The 19,827-nt window shown below is 56.5% G+C and carries 20 protein-coding genes and 1 pseudogene; 8 read left to right on the top strand and 13 right to left on the bottom strand.

Annotation, left to right across the window (positions count from 1 at the left end):
- The first annotated feature begins 118 nt into the window (after positions 1-118).
- A complete protein-coding gene (locus tag GN111_RS12110; protein ID WP_170302241.1) occupies positions 119-2,029 on the top strand; it encodes a fibronectin type III domain-containing protein in 1,911 nt (636 codons plus the stop codon).
- 25 nt (positions 2,030-2,054) lie between these two features.
- Complete coding sequence (locus GN111_RS12115) at positions 2,055-2,237, top strand: hypothetical protein (RefSeq protein ID WP_155303994.1); 183 nt, start codon at positions 2,055-2,057, stop codon at positions 2,235-2,237.
- Positions 2,238-2,453: 216 nt separating this feature from the next.
- Here GN111_RS12115 and thiD read toward each other — a convergent pair whose 3' ends face one another.
- Positions 2,454-3,266, bottom strand: coding sequence for a bifunctional hydroxymethylpyrimidine kinase/phosphomethylpyrimidine kinase (gene thiD, locus GN111_RS12120; protein ID WP_155303995.1), 813 nt, complete (start codon positions 3,264-3,266; stop codon positions 2,454-2,456).
- A gap of 326 nt (positions 3,267-3,592) precedes the next feature.
- Between thiD and GN111_RS12125 the strand changes: the two genes are divergently transcribed.
- Positions 3,593-4,150 carry a hypothetical protein gene (locus GN111_RS12125; RefSeq protein ID WP_155303996.1) on the top strand — a complete coding sequence of 186 codons (558 nt, stop codon included), beginning with the start codon at positions 3,593-3,595 and terminating at the stop codon, positions 4,148-4,150.
- 177 nt (positions 4,151-4,327) lie between these two features.
- Here GN111_RS12125 and nifA read toward each other — a convergent pair whose 3' ends face one another.
- The gene (gene nifA, locus GN111_RS12130) at positions 4,328-5,851 is read right to left on the bottom strand and encodes a nif-specific transcriptional activator NifA (protein WP_155307991.1); all 1,524 of its coding nucleotides are present in this window, start codon (positions 5,849-5,851) and stop codon (positions 4,328-4,330) included.
- Between the two features lie 290 nt (positions 5,852-6,141).
- On the opposite strand from nifA, the gene dinB reads away from it, so the two are divergent.
- The gene (gene dinB / locus GN111_RS12135; protein ID WP_155303997.1) at positions 6,142-7,305 is read left to right on the top strand and encodes a DNA polymerase IV; all 1,164 of its coding nucleotides are present in this window, start codon (positions 6,142-6,144) and stop codon (positions 7,303-7,305) included.
- A 17-nt stretch (positions 7,306-7,322) separates the two neighbouring features.
- Here dinB and GN111_RS12140 read toward each other — a convergent pair whose 3' ends face one another.
- Entirely contained in the window at positions 7,323-7,748 is a 426-nt protein-coding gene (locus tag GN111_RS12140; RefSeq protein ID WP_155303998.1) for an AAA-type ATPase lid domain-containing protein, read from the bottom strand.
- Positions 7,733-8,395, bottom strand: a pseudogene (locus tag GN111_RS33905) (sigma-54 factor interaction domain-containing protein). Before GN111_RS33905 ends, GN111_RS12140 begins: the two are co-directional and overlap by 16 nt.
- A gap of 63 nt (positions 8,396-8,458) precedes the next feature.
- Here GN111_RS33905 and GN111_RS12155 point away from each other — a divergent pair.
- Positions 8,459-8,854 (top strand): aminotransferase class III-fold pyridoxal phosphate-dependent enzyme, encoded by a 396-nt coding sequence (locus GN111_RS12155; protein ID WP_170302242.1) that lies wholly within the window; start codon positions 8,459-8,461, stop codon positions 8,852-8,854.
- A 199-nt stretch (positions 8,855-9,053) separates the two neighbouring features.
- Here the strand turns inward: GN111_RS12155 and GN111_RS12160 are convergent, their stop codons facing one another.
- Both GN111_RS12160 and GN111_RS12165 read right to left on the bottom strand, forming a co-directional pair.
- On the bottom strand, positions 9,054-9,281 hold the full coding sequence (locus GN111_RS12160; RefSeq protein ID WP_155304002.1) for a hypothetical protein: 228 nt from the start codon (positions 9,279-9,281) through the stop codon (positions 9,054-9,056).
- A 130-nt stretch (positions 9,282-9,411) separates the two neighbouring features.
- Positions 9,412-10,755, bottom strand: coding sequence for an MATE family efflux transporter (locus tag GN111_RS12165; protein ID WP_155304003.1), 1,344 nt, complete (start codon positions 10,753-10,755; stop codon positions 9,412-9,414).
- On the opposite strand from GN111_RS12165, the gene GN111_RS12170 reads away from it, so the two are divergent.
- Together GN111_RS12170 and GN111_RS12175 are read left to right on the top strand one after the other, a co-directional pair.
- Positions 10,754-11,113, top strand: a complete 360-nt coding sequence (locus tag GN111_RS12170) for a hypothetical protein (RefSeq protein ID WP_155304004.1) — start codon at positions 10,754-10,756, stop codon at positions 11,111-11,113. The genes GN111_RS12165 and GN111_RS12170 overlap by 2 nt on opposite strands.
- Positions 11,114-11,671: an isochorismatase family protein gene (locus GN111_RS12175; RefSeq protein ID WP_155304005.1), complete on the top strand. Its 558-nt coding sequence runs from the start codon at positions 11,114-11,116 to the stop codon at positions 11,669-11,671.
- Positions 11,672-11,834: 163 nt separating this feature from the next.
- On the opposite strand, the gene GN111_RS12180 is transcribed toward GN111_RS12175, so the two are convergent.
- The 3 genes from GN111_RS12180 to GN111_RS12190 are packed head-to-tail and all read right to left on the bottom strand — an operon-like array spanning position 11,835 to position 15,682.
- Positions 11,835-13,814: a transglutaminase TgpA family protein gene (locus GN111_RS12180; RefSeq protein ID WP_155304006.1), complete on the bottom strand. Its 1,980-nt coding sequence runs from the start codon at positions 13,812-13,814 to the stop codon at positions 11,835-11,837.
- Between the two features lie 3 nt (positions 13,815-13,817).
- Positions 13,818-14,762, bottom strand: coding sequence for a DUF58 domain-containing protein (locus GN111_RS12185; protein WP_155304007.1), 945 nt, complete (start codon positions 14,760-14,762; stop codon positions 13,818-13,820).
- Complete coding sequence (locus GN111_RS12190) at positions 14,759-15,682, bottom strand: AAA family ATPase (protein ID WP_197740539.1); 924 nt, start codon at positions 15,680-15,682, stop codon at positions 14,759-14,761. Before GN111_RS12190 ends, GN111_RS12185 begins: the two co-directional genes overlap by 4 nt.
- A 933-nt stretch (positions 15,683-16,615) precedes the next feature.
- On the opposite strand from GN111_RS12190, the gene GN111_RS34435 reads away from it, so the two are divergent.
- Entirely contained in the window at positions 16,616-16,939 is a 324-nt protein-coding gene (locus tag GN111_RS34435) for a BrnT family toxin (RefSeq protein WP_170302243.1), read from the top strand.
- A 117-nt stretch (positions 16,940-17,056) separates the two neighbouring features.
- Here GN111_RS34435 and nfo read toward each other — a convergent pair whose 3' ends face one another.
- The 4 genes from nfo to trpC all read right to left on the bottom strand — a co-directional run bounded on the left by nfo (position 17,057) and on the right by trpC (position 19,823).
- The gene (gene nfo / locus GN111_RS12200) at positions 17,057-17,902 is read right to left on the bottom strand and encodes a deoxyribonuclease IV (protein ID WP_155304008.1); all 846 of its coding nucleotides are present in this window, start codon (positions 17,900-17,902) and stop codon (positions 17,057-17,059) included.
- A gap of 32 nt (positions 17,903-17,934) precedes the next feature.
- Positions 17,935-18,192 carry a YheU family protein gene (locus GN111_RS12205; protein ID WP_231715726.1) on the bottom strand — a complete coding sequence of 86 codons (258 nt, stop codon included), beginning with the start codon at positions 18,190-18,192 and terminating at the stop codon, positions 17,935-17,937.
- Positions 18,185-18,874, bottom strand: a complete 690-nt coding sequence (locus tag GN111_RS12210; RefSeq protein ID WP_155304009.1) for a phosphoribosylanthranilate isomerase — start codon at positions 18,872-18,874, stop codon at positions 18,185-18,187. The genes GN111_RS12205 and GN111_RS12210 overlap by 8 nt, the downstream gene beginning before the upstream one ends.
- Positions 18,875-19,019: 145 nt before the next feature.
- A complete protein-coding gene (gene trpC / locus GN111_RS12215) occupies positions 19,020-19,823 on the bottom strand; it encodes an indole-3-glycerol phosphate synthase TrpC (RefSeq protein WP_231715727.1) in 804 nt (267 codons plus the stop codon).
- Positions 19,824-19,827 lie beyond the last annotated feature (4 nt).

Below are 19,827 nucleotides of genomic sequence, written 5' to 3' on the forward strand. Positions count from 1 at the left end.
TCCAGAGCACCATTCGGATCACATGGCAAGCCACTTGCTGATACCGGGTCAAATTTCCTTACGGAAGTGTGCGTACTTTCCGCACGATCAAAAACCAACCGGAGAATTGCTTTCGACCATGATATTGCATAGACTTCGATCCAGAGTAGAAATCCTAAGCGCCCTGATTGTACCAGCCATCATTTTCTTCACAGCTTTGTATTCCATGGCAGCCGATGTCACGCTGGCCTGGGACGCCAACGACCCCGAACCCGAAGGCTACCGGGTCTTCGTACGGGAAAGCGGCGCCAGCTACAACTACGCCAACCCCATCTGGGAAAGCGATGCGGCCAGCGAGACCACCTGCACCCTGATCGGCCTGACCGAAGGCACGACCTACTATTTTGTGGTTCGGGCCTATGAAGGCGATCTGGAAAGCGCCGACTCCGAAGAAGTGAGCTACACGCCGGCCGCCGCCGCGGTTAACCAGGCACCGGTGGCCGAAGCCGGCGGCAGCCAGAGCGTCTACGAAGAAGCGGCCATAACCCTGGACGGCTCGGCTTCCAGCGACGCCGACGGCAGCATCGCGAGCTACCTGTGGGCGCAGACTGGCGGAACCGCGGTTGCGCTGAGCAGTGCCGCAACGGCCCAGGCTTCCTTTACCGCCCCCATCGTCGACCTTGCCGGAGAAACCCTGACCTTCAGCCTGACGGTAACCGACGACGAAGGCGAAAGCGACACGGATACCGTCACGGTCAGCGTACTCAAGTCCTCGAGCACCGACGTGGACGGTGACAACGTACCCGACGTGCTGGACCTTTTCCCCAACGATCCTGCGGAATGGGCCGACAATGACGGCGACGGCATCGGCGACAACGCCGATACCGACGACGACAACGACGGCATGAGCGACACCTGGGAAGAAAATTACGGCCTGGATCCGCTGACCGACGACGCCGATCTGGATGCCGACGGCGACGGCGTGACCAACCTGGACGAGTACAGCGCGGACAGCGATCCGACAACCGTGCCGGGCAACACCGCACCCGATGCACCGACCATCGAAGAGGTCTCTCCGGCCGAAACGGTTTCGCTGACCCCGGTACTGGTGACCGCGGCCTACTTCGATGCCGACAACGACGCCCACTTCAAATCCCAGTGGCAGATCAGCACGGACAGCGATTTCGCCACCCTGATCCTGGACAAGACCAGCAAGGTTCAGCTGACCGCCTACGAAGTCGGCAAGATGGTGCTGGACGTCGATACGGTCTACTACTGGCGGGTGCGCTTCATCGACACGGACAACGGCGTCTCCGAGTGGTCCGAGACCGCCACCTTCACCACCATTGCCCCGGAGACGGCCGGCGATGCGGACCTCGACGGCATCCCCGACAGCCAGGAAGTGGATGCCGCCGCGGACGTCAATGAAGACGGCGTGGCCGACAGCCTGGAAGGCGACATCATGAGCCTCAATACGGTGGAAGGCCAGACCATGGTGGGTGTGGAACCGTCCTCCGACGGGATCACCCTGGTTTCGGTGGAATCCATCGCTTCCGATACGATCTCCGACCCGTCGGTGAAGATGGGTTTCGGGCTGATCGGATTCCGGTTGTACCTGGCCGACGGCGTGACCACGGCCACGGTGAAGATCTCCTTTAACACCCGCGTGCCCGCCGATGCCCAGCTGTACAAGTACACCGAGGAAAACGGCTGGCAGGTATACGCCAATGCCGTGTTCGCGGCCAACCGCAAATCGGTGACCCTGTTGCTGGAAGACGGTGGCGCGGGCGATGAGGACGGTGTGGTCAACGGCGTGATCGTGGATCCCTCGGGCGTTTCCTCAAGCACGGTTGCCAACGAAGACAGTGCATCGCTGTCAACGGGCGATACGTCTTCCTCTGGCGGCGGCGGTGGAGGAGGATGCTTTATTTCCTCCACACTCGTTTCCACCGATGGATCCACTCCCGAGATTAAACAAATCTGGTTGCAGTTCAGACAAACCATCGAGCGTTTTTGGGCGGCAATGATCCGATGGTCCGCAGCCAACTAAAAATCGTCCAAAGGAGAAAGCAGTCATGTATATTGATCGGGAAAAAGAGGGGGCGGTCGCTGGACGGATCGTCAAGGAGCGGCGATCCGGAATCGACCGCCGCATGCTTACCTATGATTACTACATTCCCGAACGACGGATCCCCTGGGATCGAAGGCAGGGAAACCAATGCCAGGGAGAGTGGCACAACAGGCGGAAATCCGCCTGAGTACACCTGTTCATAAATACGGCGACGCACCGAGGTTGTTGCTGCGCCCGGATCGCAAGGCGCGAGAAGCGTGAATAGCCAAAGCCTATTCACGCGCCGAGCAATACCGCGAGCCGGGATGCAGCGGCAATCGAATGCCATCGAATTTATGAATAGGTGTACAATGCGAAGGGTGCGCTCTCGTTCAATGCTGAAGGGAGAGCAATTGCTCTCCCTTCAGTCGTCCTCCATGCCCGCCTTGCGGTACAGGTCGAAAAAGTGATGCGTGGGGCCGCAACCCTTGCCCAAGGGAAAGGCATGTGCAATCGCGCCGCTGATATACACTTTGGCTTTTTCCACCGCTTCGAAAAACGACTCTCCGCGCGCCATGTAGGCTGCAATGGCCGAAGAAAAGGTACATCCGGTACCGTGGGTACTGCGCGTTTCAATCCGCTCACTCTCCAGCAAACGGTAATGCTCTCCGTCGAACAGCACATCCGTGGCGCCTCCCGCCCCTAAATGCCCGCCTTTGACCACCACCATCTTTGCGCCCAGGGTCGAAATCTCACGGGCCGCCGCTTTCATGGCATCGATGCTGTCGACGCACCTGTCCAGCAGGGATTCGGTCTCGGGCAGGTTGGGGGTCACCACCCGGGCCAGCGGAAAAAGATGCCGGACCAGTGCGGCCCGAGCATCGGGCTGTAACAGAGCGTATCCGCTCTTGGAGATCATCACCGGATCGAGAATTACCGGAGGCAGCCCATCGATGCTATTGAGGGCCTCGGCAATGGCTTCGATCAGGGCAACGCTGGCCACCATGCCGATTTTGACGGCATGAATGGCAAAATCGTCGAAGAGGCAGGTAATCTGGTCGTGGACAATCTGCGGCCGCATCTCCTGGATGTCGTAAACTTTTTGAGTATTTTGGACGGTTATTGCCGTCACGGCGCTGGTGCCGAACACGCCCAGGGCCTGAAAGGTCTTCAGGTCCGCCTGAATTCCGGCCCCTCCAGACGAATCGGAGCCACCTATGGTCAGTGCTACACGCATGGTCTTTATTCCTCTCGTTTCGGTACCCACGCGAACCCGGGGTCGCGGTAGAAAAAAATGAACCTATTTCGGACGCCGCCCGTTGTCAACGCCAACTTCTCCGGTAAATCCTGTCAAAAACAGCCCACCTTCTACAAAGAGGATCAGGGCAGCCTGAGCGTATATTGGATTTGTTTAAAAAAACATACAGGTTTTCGCCGACTTGCCGATAAGAAAACTGAAACGCCTGGTTGACATATCCTTATGGCGGTAGTGCCGAACGGTATAATTCAATCACGGCGAAATGCGGAGACCATTGAGCCTTAAAAAATGATGGCAATCGATCGATGAGATTCAATTCACTCAATCCTGGCAAACCCATGGGCAATTCCGGCGGGGCGGCCGGCATCGTCATCGTCCTGGTCCTGATTCTGGCCATGGCTGCCGGCGGGGGATACTGGGCTTACAGCAAATACTATAAAATAGAGCCGCCGCGCACCAAACTCGCCTCGATGAAGGTCAAGGAGGAACTGGTTCAATTCACCTACGACCGTGTATCACGGGCCCTGCACTACAACCTTATCACCACAGACGACATTGTGGTGATGATGGACAAGGAACTTAAACGACTGCAGCGCATCTCCAAAAAATTCCCCGACCAGAAAGGGATCGTCGATCCCCAGATCGAGGAGTTGACCCGAGCACGGAAGCGCCTGGCAACGGCGTTGAAGGAAGTCACCGCAGCCATCGAAAAAATTTACGTCACCTGGCTGGTGGATCATTCCAAGGGAACCGGCCAGATCAAATCCCGCAAGGGAACACTTACCCGCAAACTGGCCGATGCCATCCGCGGCGAATCCGTGCTGATTGGCCGTATCCGCACCAACCCCGACGCTTCATCCTGATTCATCTTTGAAAATCGGACTAAATCGCTTCATGGATCATGGATGGACGCCGGACGTGTGAAAAGCCCGAGATCAAGGCTTGCAAATCCCGAGGAATGAGGCGTATCGTTAACACTTCGCAGTGACGAGGGATGAAGCGCAACGTAGATATCGGGTTTTTCACGCGTCCGGCAGTAGCTAACGGTAAGTACGATAATCCACGCCGTATTTCTTCGCCTTATAAGCAAATTTGCGCACCGTGGTCTTGAGAACTTCCGAAGCCAGCGTGATGTTGCCGCGGGTGTTTTTCAGGGCGTCGATAATCATCTCTTTTTCTAAGGCGGCCACGGCATCTTCCAGGGAGAGATCCGGCAGGGTTCCGCTTTCCTTGCCGGTCTGCAGGGTGGGCGGCAGGTGGTAGCTGTGAATGGCACCCTCCTCGCACAACAGCACGGCCCGCTCGATACAGTTTTCCAGTTCGCGGACATTGCCCGGCCAGTGGTACGCCATGAGCATGTCGATGGCAGGGGTCGAAAGCCGCTTGACTTCCCGTCCGTTCTCCTCGGCGTAACGTTCAAGAAAAAAATCGGCCAGCAGCAGGATGTCGGTTTTACGCTCCCGCAGCGGGGGCATGTAGATGGGAAACACGTTGAGACGGTAGTACAGATCGCCCCGGAAAGTATCCTCTTCCACGGCCTGTTCCAGGTTCTTGTTGGTGGCCGCGATAATGCGTACGTCCACCTTGAGGGTCTTGTGCCCGCCGACCCGTTCGAACTCCCTTTCCTGCAGGACTCGCAGCAGGCGGACCTGGACGTCGGGCTCGATGCTGCCGATTTCGTCCAGGAAAATGGTTCCCTTGTGGGCCAGTTCGAAACGGCCCATTTTCTGTTTGACCGCGCCGGTAAAGGCGCCCTTCTCATGGCCGAAAAGTTCGCTTTCGATGAGGTTGTTTGGAATGGCCGCACAGTTGACCTTGACGAAAGGTCCCTTGGAACGCATGGAGTTGTAGTGGATGGAGTTGGCCACCAGTTCTTTGCCCGTTCCGCTTTCGCCGCGAATCAGCACGGTGGCGTTGCTGCGGGACACCTGGCTGATCATCTGGAACACTTCGCGCATCTTGTTGCTGTTGCCGATGATGTTGTTGATCCGGTATTTGTTCTCCAATTCGTCGCGCAACCGCTTGTTCTCGTCCCGCAGGGCTTCCTTTTCCAACTGAATGGTTTCCAGGTTGATGGCGTGGCGGGCGATCATGGTGGCCACCACGGAGAGCAGTTTGGCGCCCTGCTCCAGCGGGTATTCCGGATCGTAGACCCGGTCCACACTCAACGCGCCCACTACCCGTTTACCCTTCTTTACCGGAACGCAGATGAAAGAGATTTCCCCCATGCCTTTGATCTTGCGGGATGCGGTTCGGTTGAGAAACAGCGGTTCTTCACTGATCTTGGGGATGGCCACGGCCTTGCCAGTCTCGATCACCCGACCGATGATGCCCTCGCCCAGTTTGTATTTCACCCGATCAATGGCACTTTTGGAAAGGCTGTGGGCGACTTCGATGCTGATTTCATTTCTCAAGGGATTGAGTATGGAAACCGTCCCCCGCTCCATCTGCATGTTGTTTGAAAGAATGTCCAGCACCTTGTACATGGATTTTTTGAGATCCAGATGTTCGTTGAGTGCATTGGATATTTCATAAAACAGGGTTACCTGTTGGATGGCGTTCATTTCCATGTTTGTCAAATGCTCCTTCGGTTGAATACAACTTTTGTAGATCGGGGTGCTCAATACAACATTTTTGTAATCTTTGGCAAGGGTTTAAAAGGGATTGAGGGTTCAAGGGAAACCCAATCGAATGGAAAATCTTGAAACTTTGCCATTCACCTTTGTTGCGTATGCTTTTTTGACCGTGAATCGTTATTTGCCGACAACACATCAATATCATCATAGCCCCCTCGAATCCTCGACTCCTTGAACCCTTTCTTGAAAGAAAACACCGAACTCGCTACAGTGCATTTATGATTCTGCATATCGACATGGATGCCTTCTTTGCCTCGGTGGAACAGCTCGATCATCCCGAACTGAGAGGCAAACCGCTGGTCGTGGGCGGGGATTCCGGACGGGGTGTCGTAGCGGCGGCCAGCTACGAAGCCCGCCGCTACGGCATCCACAGCGCCATGCCCATGTTCATGGCCAAACAGCGCTGTCCCCAGTTGGAGGTGGTTTCTTCGCGCAAAGGCCGCTACGGCGAGGTATCCCGGACCGTCATGGCCATTTTGAACCGCTATTCTCCGGTGGTGGAACAGGTTTCCATCGACGAAGCCTACCTGGATGCGTCAGGGTGCGGCCGCCTGCACGGCCCTCCCACCGTTATGGCAAGGGCCATAAAGGCCGACATCCGGGAATCGGTGTCACTGACCTGCTCTATTGGCGTGGCCCCGTTGAAGTTTCTGGCCAAAATCGCCTCGGATATGAACAAACCCGACGGTCTGACCGTCATCGCTCCGGAATCCGTCCCCGAATTCATCGCTGGACTGCCAGTGGAAAAAGTGCCCGGCGTGGGCAAACAGGCCTTTCAGCAGCTCAAACGGATGGGAATTCTGACGCTGGGAGATGTGGAAACCCGAAAAGCTTCGTCGCTGGTGGAACGGTTGGGAAAATTCGGCTATCGGCTGGCGGACCTGGCCCATGGACGGGACGAAACCAGCGTCTGTCCCCATAGCCCGACCAAGTCCATATCCACGGAGAAAACCCTGTCCCGCGATACCCGCGACCGGGAGCAATTGATCCTGCACCTGTTGTCCCAGAGCGAGGAAGTAGGTCGCCAGCTCCGTCGCCAGGGCTTTTTGGCCCGCACGATCACCCTGAAGCTGAAAAACAGCGATTTTCGGCAGATCACCCGCAGTTCTACCCTGGATCGTCCCACCCACGCATCGGAAACCATTTATGAGGCGGCCCGCACCCTTTTGGTTCGCCAGACCATTGACCAGTCCATCCGGTTGATCGGTGTCGGGGCGTCGGCATTGATTGCCGATACCACACCGCAGCAGACATCTCTGTTCGCCGATACCATGGTCCACAGCGATGATTGGGGAAAGGTGGACCAGGCCATAGACCGCATCACCGAACGCTTCGGCGCTTCGGCGGTGTGTCGGGGAAGCCTGGCGGAGACGAAAGACTGAAGGCGCCGAGGACCGGATCAATGCTCTGGTTGTACCGCGGTTTTCGCCTTTCTGCCGAAAGGGATGCCCAGTCTTCTCATCCGTGCCCGCAACGTCGAAGGGTGCTCCTCAAGCAATTCGGCCGCCCCGCCTTGGCCTTCGATCCGCCCCCCCGCATAGGCGAGCGCCTGCTGGATATGGGAAGCCACCACCTGGGAAAGGGGATCGGGCCGTTGCGCCTTGCGTGATACGGAGCTTGCGGCGCACTCGATTTCGGACTCGAAGGGCTCGATGACCAACGGCCCCGTGTTGTGGAGGATCAAGGCCCTTTCGACGAGATTCTCCAGCTCCCGGACATTGCCGGGCCAGGGATAGTTCTCCAGCCAGTGCAGGGCGGTCCGGTCGATTTCGGTAATGGGGAGCTTGTTCATGGCCAGCGATTTGATTTTTACGAAATGGCGCAAAAGCGGCTCAGTGTCCTGCCTGCGCTCGCGCAGCGGCGGGATGCGGATGGGAAAACCCGGATCCTGAAATACAGGTCCCGGCGAAAGCGGCCCTCTTTGACCAGGGCTTCCAGATTGCGATGGGTGGCGGCGACGATGCGGGGATTGACGGCAACCGGATGGCTTCCGCCCACACGATTGATCTCCTGCTCCTGAAGCACCCTCAACAGCCGCACCTGGATCTCGTTGGAAAGCTCGCCGATCTCGTCCAGAAACAGGGTGCCGCCGTGGGCGCGCTCGAAATACCCCTTGTGCCTGTTGATCGCGCCGGTAAAAGCGCCTTTTTAATGGCCGAACAACTCGGAGTCCGCCAACGTGGGCGATAGCGAACCGCAATTGACGGAGACGAAAGGCATGCGGTTTCTCCTGGATCCGGCGTGAATGGCACGGGCGATCAGTTCCTTGCCGGTTCCAGTTTCGCCCAAGAGCAGGACCGGGTTATCCAGGGCGGCCGTTCGATCGACCTGTTCGATGACCGGCTTCAGCCCCAGGTCCCCTCCCACAACCGGCCGGATCGTTGCTCTGGATAATTCGTTTTTCAGCATCCGGTTGTCTTCGGCCAGAAGGTCCCGCATCCGCTGGAGTTCTTTGAAGCGCATGCCGTTCATGAGGGCCAGGGCCAGCGGTTCGTTCAAGGCCGTCAACAGGTCCACCTGTTCCTGGTTGTAGCTGTGGTGCCGGTAATTGGCCACCCTGACAATCCCCGTCAGCCGCCCGAGGTCCTAGCCAAGGCCCTGGAAGCCGCCGCGCTCGAAACGGACCAGGGCAACTTCGTCCTGCTTTCCCGGGAAAAGGCGATGTTGGCCGAAAAGCTGGCCGGTTTCATGCCCGACCACCTGGGCTGCTGCTACTTTAGCGTGGTGCGAGGAGAAGCCATGGAGGCCGCCTGCAAGCTGGCCCGTGGAGTGACCGGCAGGCCGAACCTGGTGTCCGTGGAGGGCGCCTGGCACGGAGATACCGGGTTCGCCCTGAGCCTTTCGCAGCACGCCCAGAAGCATCTGTTCGAACCGTTGATCCCCGCGGTGGATGCGATTCGGTTCGACGACCGCGCCGCTGAACAGCTTTAGAAAGGATCTTAACTGGCAGACCATATAAAGATTCGGCAGACTTGGCTGAAAGGCAAACGGCTTTTTCCCCGGCAGGTTGCTTCTGCGTGAGCCGGACGCAAGTTCGCCGGATTCTTTTCTACTGTCGGAATGCTATCGTTTTACACCAAAAAGAATAGCGTTCCGGGATGGGGGAGCGTTTCTTGTGGTACGACTGGACTCAGAAAGGAATGACCCTCTCATCTCCATCCAAATCCTCGTCATCATCGTCAAGATCAAAGGGCATCATTTCGCCTGCAAGATCAAAAAAGACACCCAAGGACTCAGAGATATTTTTTACAATTCGGCTATGCGTTTCCTTTTCATCAAGATCTTTTGCTTTCGACATTGCCTTCAAGGAAACGGTTAGTTCTTTTGATAAACCTTCCATTATTTTCTCAAGATCCATCGGGCCTCCTTTTCATCTGTTACGGCGAACAGCGATAATGTTGGGGATATATTCCATTCGAAACGCTCTGTCCAACCAATACAATTCTTCAGCGGAAATCAAGAAAATACAAAGCCGATGCCCGATGCATTCAAATCACCCGAATCCGCTTCCACTTCCCCTGCCTGAATCGCCAGAACGACACCGCAAACAGCGATAAGACGTAGAGGGTCAGCGTGATCCAACAGGCAACGAGGCCCATGTGCAGATAGGCGATGATGACGGTCAGCGGCACAATCATCACCAGAAGGGTCGTCACCCCAACGCTCCACATGATGAAACCGGTGTCGCCGGCGCCTTTCAGGACACCGAGGAAGGTGAAATAAAGGGCGTCAAAGACGATGAAAAGTGCCATGATGCGCAGCACGACCGTGCCTTGTTCCAGCAGTTGCCCTTGTTCTGGGGACAGGAAAAGCCCCAGCACCGGCCCGGGAGCGAAAAGAAACACCGCAACCAGGCAGGCGATATAGGCCATGAGCACGATAACGGTCTGCCGGGTGAAATCAAGGGCGCTCTGCACATCGTCCCGACCCAGGGATTGGCCGACCAGGGTGGACAGCCCAAGCGAAAAGCCCACGGCGGGCATGAAGGCGACGGACTCCAGGGAAAAGGCGATATTGCTGACGGCCAGTTCTACCTTACCCAGACGCCCGACGGCAAAAATGAAAAAAGCAAACGAAAACACATCCATGGTGAACTGCAGCGATGCCGGTGCACCTTTTCTCAAAATACGTCCCAAAAGCTCCCTGTCCATCCGGCGGCTGCTCAGCAAATGGTACTGTCGATCATTGGTTTTGTTGAAGATCATCCAGGCATAGAGAAGCGTGATCAGGGTCCAGGCGCTGACCGTGGCGATCCCGGCGCCGCGGATGCCCATTTCCGGAAACATGCCGACTCCGTTGATCAAGGCGTAATCCAAAGGGATGTTGAAAAGCATCCCGATGATAGTGATGATCATCACCGGGCGGGTCCTGCCACGTCCCGAAAAAAAGCAGGAAAGGACAATGCCGGCCACGTGGATGCTGCCGCCCAGGCAAAGAATACGGAAATACTGGCGTTCCAGAAGTTGAACTTCGGGCGCGTGGCCGCCCAGACGGAAAAGCGGTCCGGCAAAAAAGGAAATGCATGCCAGCAAAACAGCCGACAGCAGGGCAACATAGAGACCTTGCCAGATGCAGGGACCGATGCGATGGTGGGCACCGGCGCCGGTGTACTGGGCGATGAAAATATTCAAATAACCAGTGATGCCGGTAAAAATGGTCAGAATGAGGAACGAGGCCACCCCGGCCGGCGTGGCCGCGGCAATGGCGTCTATATCGTAGTTGGCCAGAAAGACCCGGTCGGTGAATTCCATGACCGTGACGGCCGCCATGGATAGTACCAGCGGAAGACTGACGGAGAACAGTTGCCGATAACGATTAAGGTGCTGGCGCATGGCGGTTCCTTATGAGAAGGGCTTCTTTTCGGTTTTGGATAGACTTTCCCTGATGAAGCTGCCAGCATTAAACCATTCTCATCATGATTGCAAATGCCTGACGCCGAGACGTCAAGGCAACCGAATTGTGAATTGCGGCTTTTTTGCCGTCAAAAAGCTAAAAATGCATATAGTCAATAATGATGAAACCGTAAAAGTTCGAAGTTCTCATCATTTCGTCATTCCGGCGCAGGCCGGCGCACGTAGTGAAGCTTTAGCGCTATCCAGTCTTTTCAATACCTTCTGGATGCCGGATCAAGTCCGGCATGACGAGTCTGGCACCTTTTACGAGACTGCCAATAATAAAAAGGAGATATAAATGCAACGTTCCGGATACATCGCTACCCGTAAAGACAGCCTTCTTCTGATTGTCGATATCCAAAAAGCGATGCTGAAAGCGATCGGATCCTGGAAGGATGTCGCCGGCAAAACAAAACAGCTTATCCTGGCTTCAAATGCCCTCAACATTCCAATTTTATTGACGGAGCAATACAGGAAAGGGCTCGGCGAAACGCTCCCGGACCTGATGCAGGAAATCGATACACCACAGGTGTTTCACAAGGAGCATTTCAGTGCCTGCCTTGAAAGTGAATTCATACCAACCGTTCAGTCATTCAATCGCAAGAAAATCGTAGTGGTCGGAATGGAAACGCATGTGTGCGTACTGCAAACCTGTCTGGATCTTATCAAGAATGGTTTTCAGGTTCATCTGGTAGCCGATGCCGTTGCGTCCCGTGTGAACGAAAATCGAAACATCGCCATCGATATAATGAGGCAGGCCGGCGCCGTGATTGCCTCAACTGAAATCGTCATTTTTCAGTGGGCCTTGCGTGCAAACACCGACGATTTCCGGAAGATTCTACCGATCGTCAAATAGGCAGGATAAAAAAAGTAAAGAACGTTCTTTTTTTCATTTTCTGTTGGACCATTTTACAGAGTCCTTAACTGCACGGATTGCGCTGACCCAAATGGTTTCGTTTGATATCCCGATGGATAGCGTTTTTACCCCGAACCTGCCAATATCCTCATCCCATTTCTCCTCACTCTCCATCCGCCCGCTTTCCTCCGACATCGGTCCTCCTACCCGGCCGAAATCGCCTTACCCGCCGACGGAATTGCTGCAACGAAGAGTCCTCGGCTTCACGCCCGTATCGCAGGTCAATATACAGGCCGGCTATCTTCTCCACATCCTGTTTCAGGTCCGGAGCCTTTCCCGATACCCAGGCGGCATACGCCAGCGGTCCCTGGTGCGGGGCTTTGGGCAGGCCAACCCGTGCCGTCTTTTTGAGAAAGCGGGAATAGATTTTCAGCGCCTTGTCTTCGGAGGACGGTTTGCGTGTACGCCGGCCCAAACGGCCGGCAAAAATGCAAACAGCGATGAACAGGGCCGGCAAAACCATGACCACGATCCAGCCGCCCTGCCGACCAAGAGATATTCCCAGCCGTTTCATGAGGGCCAACTGATCTTCGGCGGAAAACCCCATGAACCACATATTCCAGCGGATGTTCACCGCTTCCCAGGTCATTTCCAGCATGTCGATCCAGTTGGTTTGCCACCAACGCTTGCCGAGCCCAAAGGAGCCTTCCAAACTCCCTTGCGCCAGGGCACGTTCCAACCCTTGATCGATGCGTTCGGGAGCCACGGCGAAGGTCGGATCCACGCGCACCCACCCTTTTCCCGGCAGCCATACCTCGCACCAGACATGGGCATCGGACTGGCGCACGGTAAAAAAGCCTCCCAGTGCATTCCATCGTCCGCCCTGGTAGCCGCCCACGATCCTCGCCGGCACGCCGGCAGCCCGCATCAAAACGGCATAACCGGCCGCAAAATGCTCGCAGAACCCCTTGCGGCTGGAGAATAAGAAATCGTCGATGGCATCCGGCCCCAACCGGTCCGGCCGCAGGGTATAGGCGAAACCGTTTTCCCTGAGAAAAGCCAGGCCGGCGTCCACAATTTCCACGGGTGCGGTGTATTCTCGGACCCACCGTTTGCCTAACGCAAGGGTCAGGGGATTTTTCCCGTCGGGCAGATCAAGGGTGGTTGGATCGGGAAGTCCGGCCGGCGCCTGCCGATAATCCAGAAACGAGGCGGCGCCATAGCTGAATCGTTGGCGGACTGGGCGGCGGGTGACCAGCGTGTGGTCTTCCATGATGGTGGCCACGGGATTGGCCGTCACCGGCAGGTCCAGGGCAAACAGGTGCCGATAGCCGTGGGGCTCGAGAATCACCGTATAGCGGGCCAGGTCTTCACCGGCGATACTGTTTTGGCGCTTTTTGGTATTGCGGGCCGGCTGCCAGGTCCGACCGTCGAACCGCTGAAAAACGATGCCCCGCCAATACAACCGGTTGACGTCGGGAACCGCCGAATCGAAGGAGACCGAAAAAGCCGGCTCGTCATCCAGTGCCAACCGGCTGACGTCACCGATGCGCATGATCCCGGAAAATCCCGAACGGCCCTGCCGGGCCCACGGAGCGCCCCAGAAGCTGCCCGACAGCCTTGGAAACAGCAGGAAGAGCATGGCCATCAGCGGGATCGCCACCAATATCAGGCGGCCGGACAACCGCAACTGCCTGCCCAGGGCCCCATCGGGTTCGTTGACATGAACTAGCACGCCGGTGGTCACCCATACGGAAACGAACAGGTAGAGGGTCATGGATAGGTTTTCAAAGACGAACAGGCTGGTAATGGTCAGAAAATAAGCCAGAAAGACGGTAATCATGCTGTCCCGCCGGCTGGCGACCTCCAGCGGCTTGATGCCGGCCATGACGGCCAGAAGGGCGATGAAGTCGCCTCCGTCGAACCGCAGCCCGGCAGAGACCAGCACAGCGGACAGGCCGACCATGAATATAACGATGCGCATCACTCTGGAGACCGGCGGCCGGTTGCGTCTTTCCCGGATCAGCACATAGGCCCAGGCAAACACGCACCAGAGAACCGCCCATGCAGGCAGTTGGAGCACCAGGGGCGCCATGGCCACGGCCAAGGCGAGGGTCAGCGGGCCAAAGGGCTGTTTCGACATGGGTCACCCCTTCCCATACAGGGCCAAGGCGCGCAGACACCGGTCCCGGTGGACCCGGCCCCTTCCGGCGGCAATTTCGGTCTGCCCGGAAAGCTTAATACCCACCCGGCAGCGCTGGCGGTGTCCCTCCAGTACGTGATAGCAGAGGATGGAGAGTTTGCGTTCGATATCGCCCCCCCGGATCGCATTTAAATCCAGCATCCAATCGGCACCAGCCAGGCCATCGAAGGTTTTGACGTGCAGCCCCTGCCCCCGCGAATAGGCTTGCCAGTGGATGCGCCCCGGCGGGTCGCCGGCCTGGTAGTTCCGCAGGCCCTGAAAGTCATCGACGCCCGCCGCAGGAAGGGCCTCCCCTTCGCCGTAAATCGATGCAGTGCTGGCTATCGTCAGCGCCGCGAAAACCGGTTTGGGGTAGACCAGGCACTCCAGATCGGTTTCGATGCGCGACCAGGCCCGAAACAAGCCGGTGGGATATTCGGAAACGATGCGCAGCCGCCCGGGTTTCAACACTCCCCGGCGCACGGTGGGCACGGGCACCGATACCTGCGTCCGCCTTCCGGGTTCGGCATCCTGCGCAACGGTTTCCCGGGTGTTGAAATACCAGCGCAGGCCCTTGCGCTGCCGCCCGGCGGCGTCGATGGTGATGTCGATCATCGCCGGCTCTCCGGCAAAGGCGGGCGCGGCCGTTGCCGCAATCAGGCGCAAGCCGTGAAGCATGCCGTAGGTGTGCATCATGGCCGTGAGCATTACGCTGCCCAGCAGAAAGGTCAGCAGAAAACCGAGGTTGTTGTTGTAGTTGATGGACCCGACCAGCATGGCGCCCAGAACTGCCAGGAAAAGCATCCCGTAGCCGGTGGGCAGGATATAGATGTTGCGCAGACCCAGGGAGACCGGAAGGGTATGGACGCCCACCAGCCGATAAAAAGTGCGGGCAATGGCATGGGTCATGAAACCGGTACCTGCTGAAAAAGGGTGTTGAGCCGTCGGGCCGGAATCTCCGTCAGGTCGTCGCGGGATCGAAGGCGGTGGCCCACCACCGGGATCAGAACGGCCTGGAGGTCTTCGGGCAGCGTATAATCCCTGCCGCTGATGAACGCCCAGGATTTGGCGGCGTGCATGAGCGCCAGACCCGCCCGCGGCGAAAGCCCCATGTGAAAGTGGGTGCCCGAACGGGTAAAGGCCAACAGATCCTGTAGATAGTCCAGAAAGGCATCGGATACGTGAATTGCATCGACCTGTTTCTGAAGGGCCAGCACGTCCTTCGGGGTCAGGCACTGCCGGGTTTCGGCCAGGGCCTGGCGTTTGGCCGGATCGCCGACCAGCAGTTCGCGCTCGGCCGCGCGGTCCGGATAGCCCAGTTCGATGCGCATGAGAAAACGGTCCAGCTGGGACTCGGGGAGGGGAAAGGTTCCGGAAAGCTCCATGGGATTCTGGGTGGCAATAACGAAAAAAGGATCGGACAGCCGGCGGGTTTCCCCGTCGCTGGTCACCTGTCCCTCCTCCATGGCTTCCAGCAGGGCGCTCTGGGTTTTGGGCGTGGCGCGGTTGATTTCGTCGGCCAGCAGCACCTGGGTGAATACCGGCCCCGGATGAAAAACGAATCCGCCCGTGTTGCGGTCGAAAACCGAGCTTCCCAGGATGTCGCCAGGCAGCATGTCGCTGGTGAACTGAACTCTTCTGAACTCCAGGCCCATGCAACGGGCAAGTACCTTGGCCAGGGTGGTCTTGCCGATCCCCGGAATATCTTCGATGAGCAGATGCCCGCCGGCAAACAGGCAGGTCAGCGCCATTTTGATCTGCTCCTGCTTGCCCAGCACCGTGTGGCCGATCTGGTCGACGATATCGTTCAACTGCGTCTGCATGTCCATATGATGAGCACCTGTTTGCATGTCACTTGATCTAAATTTTTGTTGGAACCGTTCTACACGTCCTTTTAAACGTCAATAATATAAATACCGATCCTTGCGGAATCCAGTTCATATATCGGTCTTTTCCTGTCAGACTGCAGGGATTGGACTGAAAAAGGAAAACTGAGATCCCACCACTTAATTACCCCAGAACAACAATAGAAAAAATGTCTTATTGTTGAATCAATTTCCCAATATTCTCCGGGCAGAAGGATCTTCCTTCATTCAAACCATCTGTTATTTTTATACATAAAAGCTTTTGAAACTTCTGGCATGTGTGTTGCTGTATCATATTTAAGATCCGTGAAACTCCTAACCACAACACCAATTATAGAAAACCTTCATAAAGCAGAGACAGCGGACATCAGAGACAACGGACATGAAGGTTACCATTTGAAAAAGAGGGTTTTCGGAGTCAAACGGATCAAGTTTCTCGAGTGTAAGTGCATCTCATTGAAAAACTGCACAGCGGGAAACTACAATTGATGAAGGCAAGCCTGAAATACGGCTTGCCTTCCAATTAAACTTAAAACGCGGATCATGAAACGTTCGTTGATTTTTAACAAGTCTGGATCAGTAAAGTGTACTGCATGATCTATTACTGTATCCAATTGAATTTAATCGTACGCTGGATCAACTAATATTTGATACCGAGTAAAGATATATGAAAATAGTAATGCAAATCCCACCCCATAATAATTATTATCGCCGAAGTGGAATGGATAGACGCCGGTTCATTTATGCCTCTCATATCCCCGAGAGGAGATCTGGAAAGGAAAGAAGAATACATACCCTGACCATAAACACTTCAATTTCACGGCAACTGAACTTTAGATCGAACCAGAAGCCAAAATAGGGCAGTTTTAATTCTCGCCTGAATCTTTTATCTGCCAGGTGCATGTCCAATTACTTCCCAGCTTGCCTGTATCAACTGTTGAATGTGAAAAAATCTTTTTCAATAAGCCAACCCTTGTAAAACACGACAAAGAGCATTCCTCGTCCGAAAATCGCTATTATGTATTTGGCCGCACCAACCTGGGTCGATTACTTTTAGCCGTTTTCACGGTTCGCGGTGAAAAAATTGTACCTGTTCACAGGATTGAAATGCCAAGGAATTCCAAACCCACGCACAGTAAGTGTTTACAGGGTGCCGTAGATGCGAGGCGCCGGGCATGCAAACGTAGTCTTTCGTACTTCAAAGGCTCGGGAACAAAGTAGATGCGGTGCCCGGTGAACACTTACAAAAAAAAATAGAATCATTTACACAAGAGAAATGACGGAGTCAGAAACGGCACTTTATCTGGCTCGGGGCAGGCGAAACGCGCGTGGTTTTTCTCACGATTCGATCATCCTCTTTAACATGCGGATCTCTTCGGCCCATCGGTCACTGTCCGGGGTTTCCAGGATCAGCGGCATGCCGTCGAAGCGGGGATCGTTCATGATCCGGCGAAAGACGTCTAGGCCAAGGGTGCCTTCTCCAAGGCTGGCGTGGCGGTCCACGCGGCTGGCCAAGGCCTTCTTGTCGTCGTTCAGGTGAACGCCCTTGAGATAGGAAAAGCCAACCACCGCATCGAATTCGGCCAATGCCTGCTCGTAGCCCGCCGGCGTAATCAGGTCGTAGCCCGCCGAAACCGTGTGGCAGGTATCCAGGCAGACGCCCACCCGCTGTTTATCTTCGACGCGGTCGATAATGGCAGCCAGATGCTCGAAGCGATGGCCCATGTTGGTCCCCTGCCCGGCCGTGTTTTCAATGACGGCGGTCACACCGGAGGTCTGCTCCAGGGCCAGGTTGATTGACTCGGCGATACGGGCCAGGCAGGCCTCTTCTGTGATTTTGTTGAGATGGCTGCCCGGATGAAAGTTGAGAAACATCAGGCCCAACTGCTCGCAGCGCTGCATCTCGTCGATGAACGCATTGCGCGATTTTTCCAATCCGGTCTTCTCGGGATGACCCAGGTTGATCAGATAGCTGTCGTGGGGCAGGATCCGGTCCGGTGAATATCCGGCGTCGGCGCAGTTTTTCTTGAACTTGCGGATGGATTCGGCGGAAAGCGGTTTGGCCTTCCATTGCCGCTGGTTTTTGGTGAACAGCCCAAAGGCCGTGGCCCCGATTTTTTTGGCGTTCAATGGAGCGTTTTCCACGCCGCCACTGGTAGATACGTGGGCACCGATATATTTCATGGTTTTCCTATTCAAATTGCAATGGATGGAAGTCAAAAAGGCTTTCGAGCATCTTTTCGCAAGGTTTCGGCTGGTAAAATATTACAGGTCTGAGTGCGCTCGTCGAAGACGACCAAAGCCTGGCCGGCGTCAAGCTGCCTTCGAACCATGGCCACATTTTCCTCCAGCGATCCCCTGGTGTAACCCGAATCGGTCCCGTGGCGGGTAACGAATTCCTCGATGAGCCCGCGAAGCGCCTCGGTACTCAATTGCCGATAGGGAATGACCAGCATCTCTTCACGGTCAGCCATCAAAATCTTCTCCCCTGGGACGGAAAACGGGCGTCAGCCTCCTGCCGGCATAGGCCTTGCCGGTTTTTCTGATAGCGGCCAGCATTCGGGCGACTTTATCGAGGTCCTTATGCCCCGGCGAGGCCTCCAGCCCAGAACTGGCGTCCACGGCCGCAGGCAAAGCAGCCCCGATTGCGTCGGCGACGTTGTACGGGGTCAGACCACCGGCCAGTACCAGCGGGTGACGCGTTCCGAAATCCCGGGCCGCACCCCAATCCCATACCATGGCATTGCCCCCGGGCAAAGGGCCTTTGGCACATTCCACCAGAAAGGCATCCGCACGGTAGGCCGCGGCATCGTTCAACCCTGGCGTGCCGTCCACGAAAAGGGCCTTGATGACGCCGACCCCCTCGTTCAGCAACCGCAGGGCCAGATCCGGCGTCTCCCGCCCGTGGAGTTGAGCCATGGAAAGGCCGCATCGGATCACCCGCTCCATGACAACATCAAAGGAGGCGTTTACGAAAACCCCAACCGCGGCCACCGTTGGCGGCAGGGCCGCCACGATGGTTCGGGCCTGCTCGACCGTGACATTGCGCGGGCTTTTCGGGAAAAAGACCAGGCCGATGGCATCGGCCCCCAGATCGGCACAGTCCCTTGCCTGGCGGGGTTGGGTCAAGCCACAGATCTTTACTTGAGGTGTCACTTCATTTCCCCCTCACGCTGACTCTCCCCGTAGGAGCTGGTCATGCCTGGTTCCCATGCTCCAGCGTGGGAACCCCCAGCCCCGGTCGAATAAAAGACATCGACGCTCCCACGCAGAGCGAAGGAGCGAGTTGTAAGGAAGGTCGCTAATTGCTATGGGTGCCCGCCGCCTTCAGTTCTTCGATGAATCGGGCCGAATCTTCAGCGCGCACGATGCTCTCGCCCACCAGGAAATTGCGGATACCGAAGGACAGGTTCCGGCGCACATCGTCGGGTTCCGATATGCCGGAGGCCGCCACGGGCAGTTGGCCGGGGCCGAGCTGCGAAACCAGTTCCATGGCAACGGCGATATCGGTTTCGAAGGAATTGAGATTGCGATTGTTGATGCCCACCAGGCGAACGTCCGAGGCGGCGACGATGCGTGCCTCTTCAGGGGTGTGAATCTCCACCAAGGCGTCCATCCCCAGTTCGCGGCACAGGGCGTACAGTTGATCCAGCTTTTCCCGGCTGAGAATTCGAACGATGAGCAAAATGGCATCGGCACCGGCAGCGGCCGCTTCGTATACCTGGTAGCGGCTGATGATGAATTCCTTTCGCAGCACCGGCAGCCCACAGGCGGATCGTGCCGCCCGGAGGTCGTCGAGATGCCCCTTGAAAAAGGTGGCATCGGTAAGCACCGAAACAGCCGCCGCACCGCCTTTTTCATATTGGCGGGCTGCACCAGCGGCATCCAGATCCGCACGAATGTCCCCCTTGGATGGTGAGGCCCGCTTGATTTCGGCAATGATATTGACGGCGGCTCCTTTCCGTGAAAGGGCCTCGTAAAGCGACCGGAAATCCTTGCGCTGCCGGGCCACCTCCTCCAGTCGGGCTTCGACGACGACCTTTCTTGCCCGGGCAATGTCTTGCCCTTTTTGTTCGATGATCCGGTTGAGAAAATCTGTCACCATGAGA

Source organism: Desulfosarcina widdelii, assembly GCF_009688965.1.
Taxonomy (GTDB): Bacteria; Desulfobacterota; Desulfobacteria; order Desulfobacterales; family Desulfosarcinaceae; genus Desulfosarcina; species Desulfosarcina widdelii.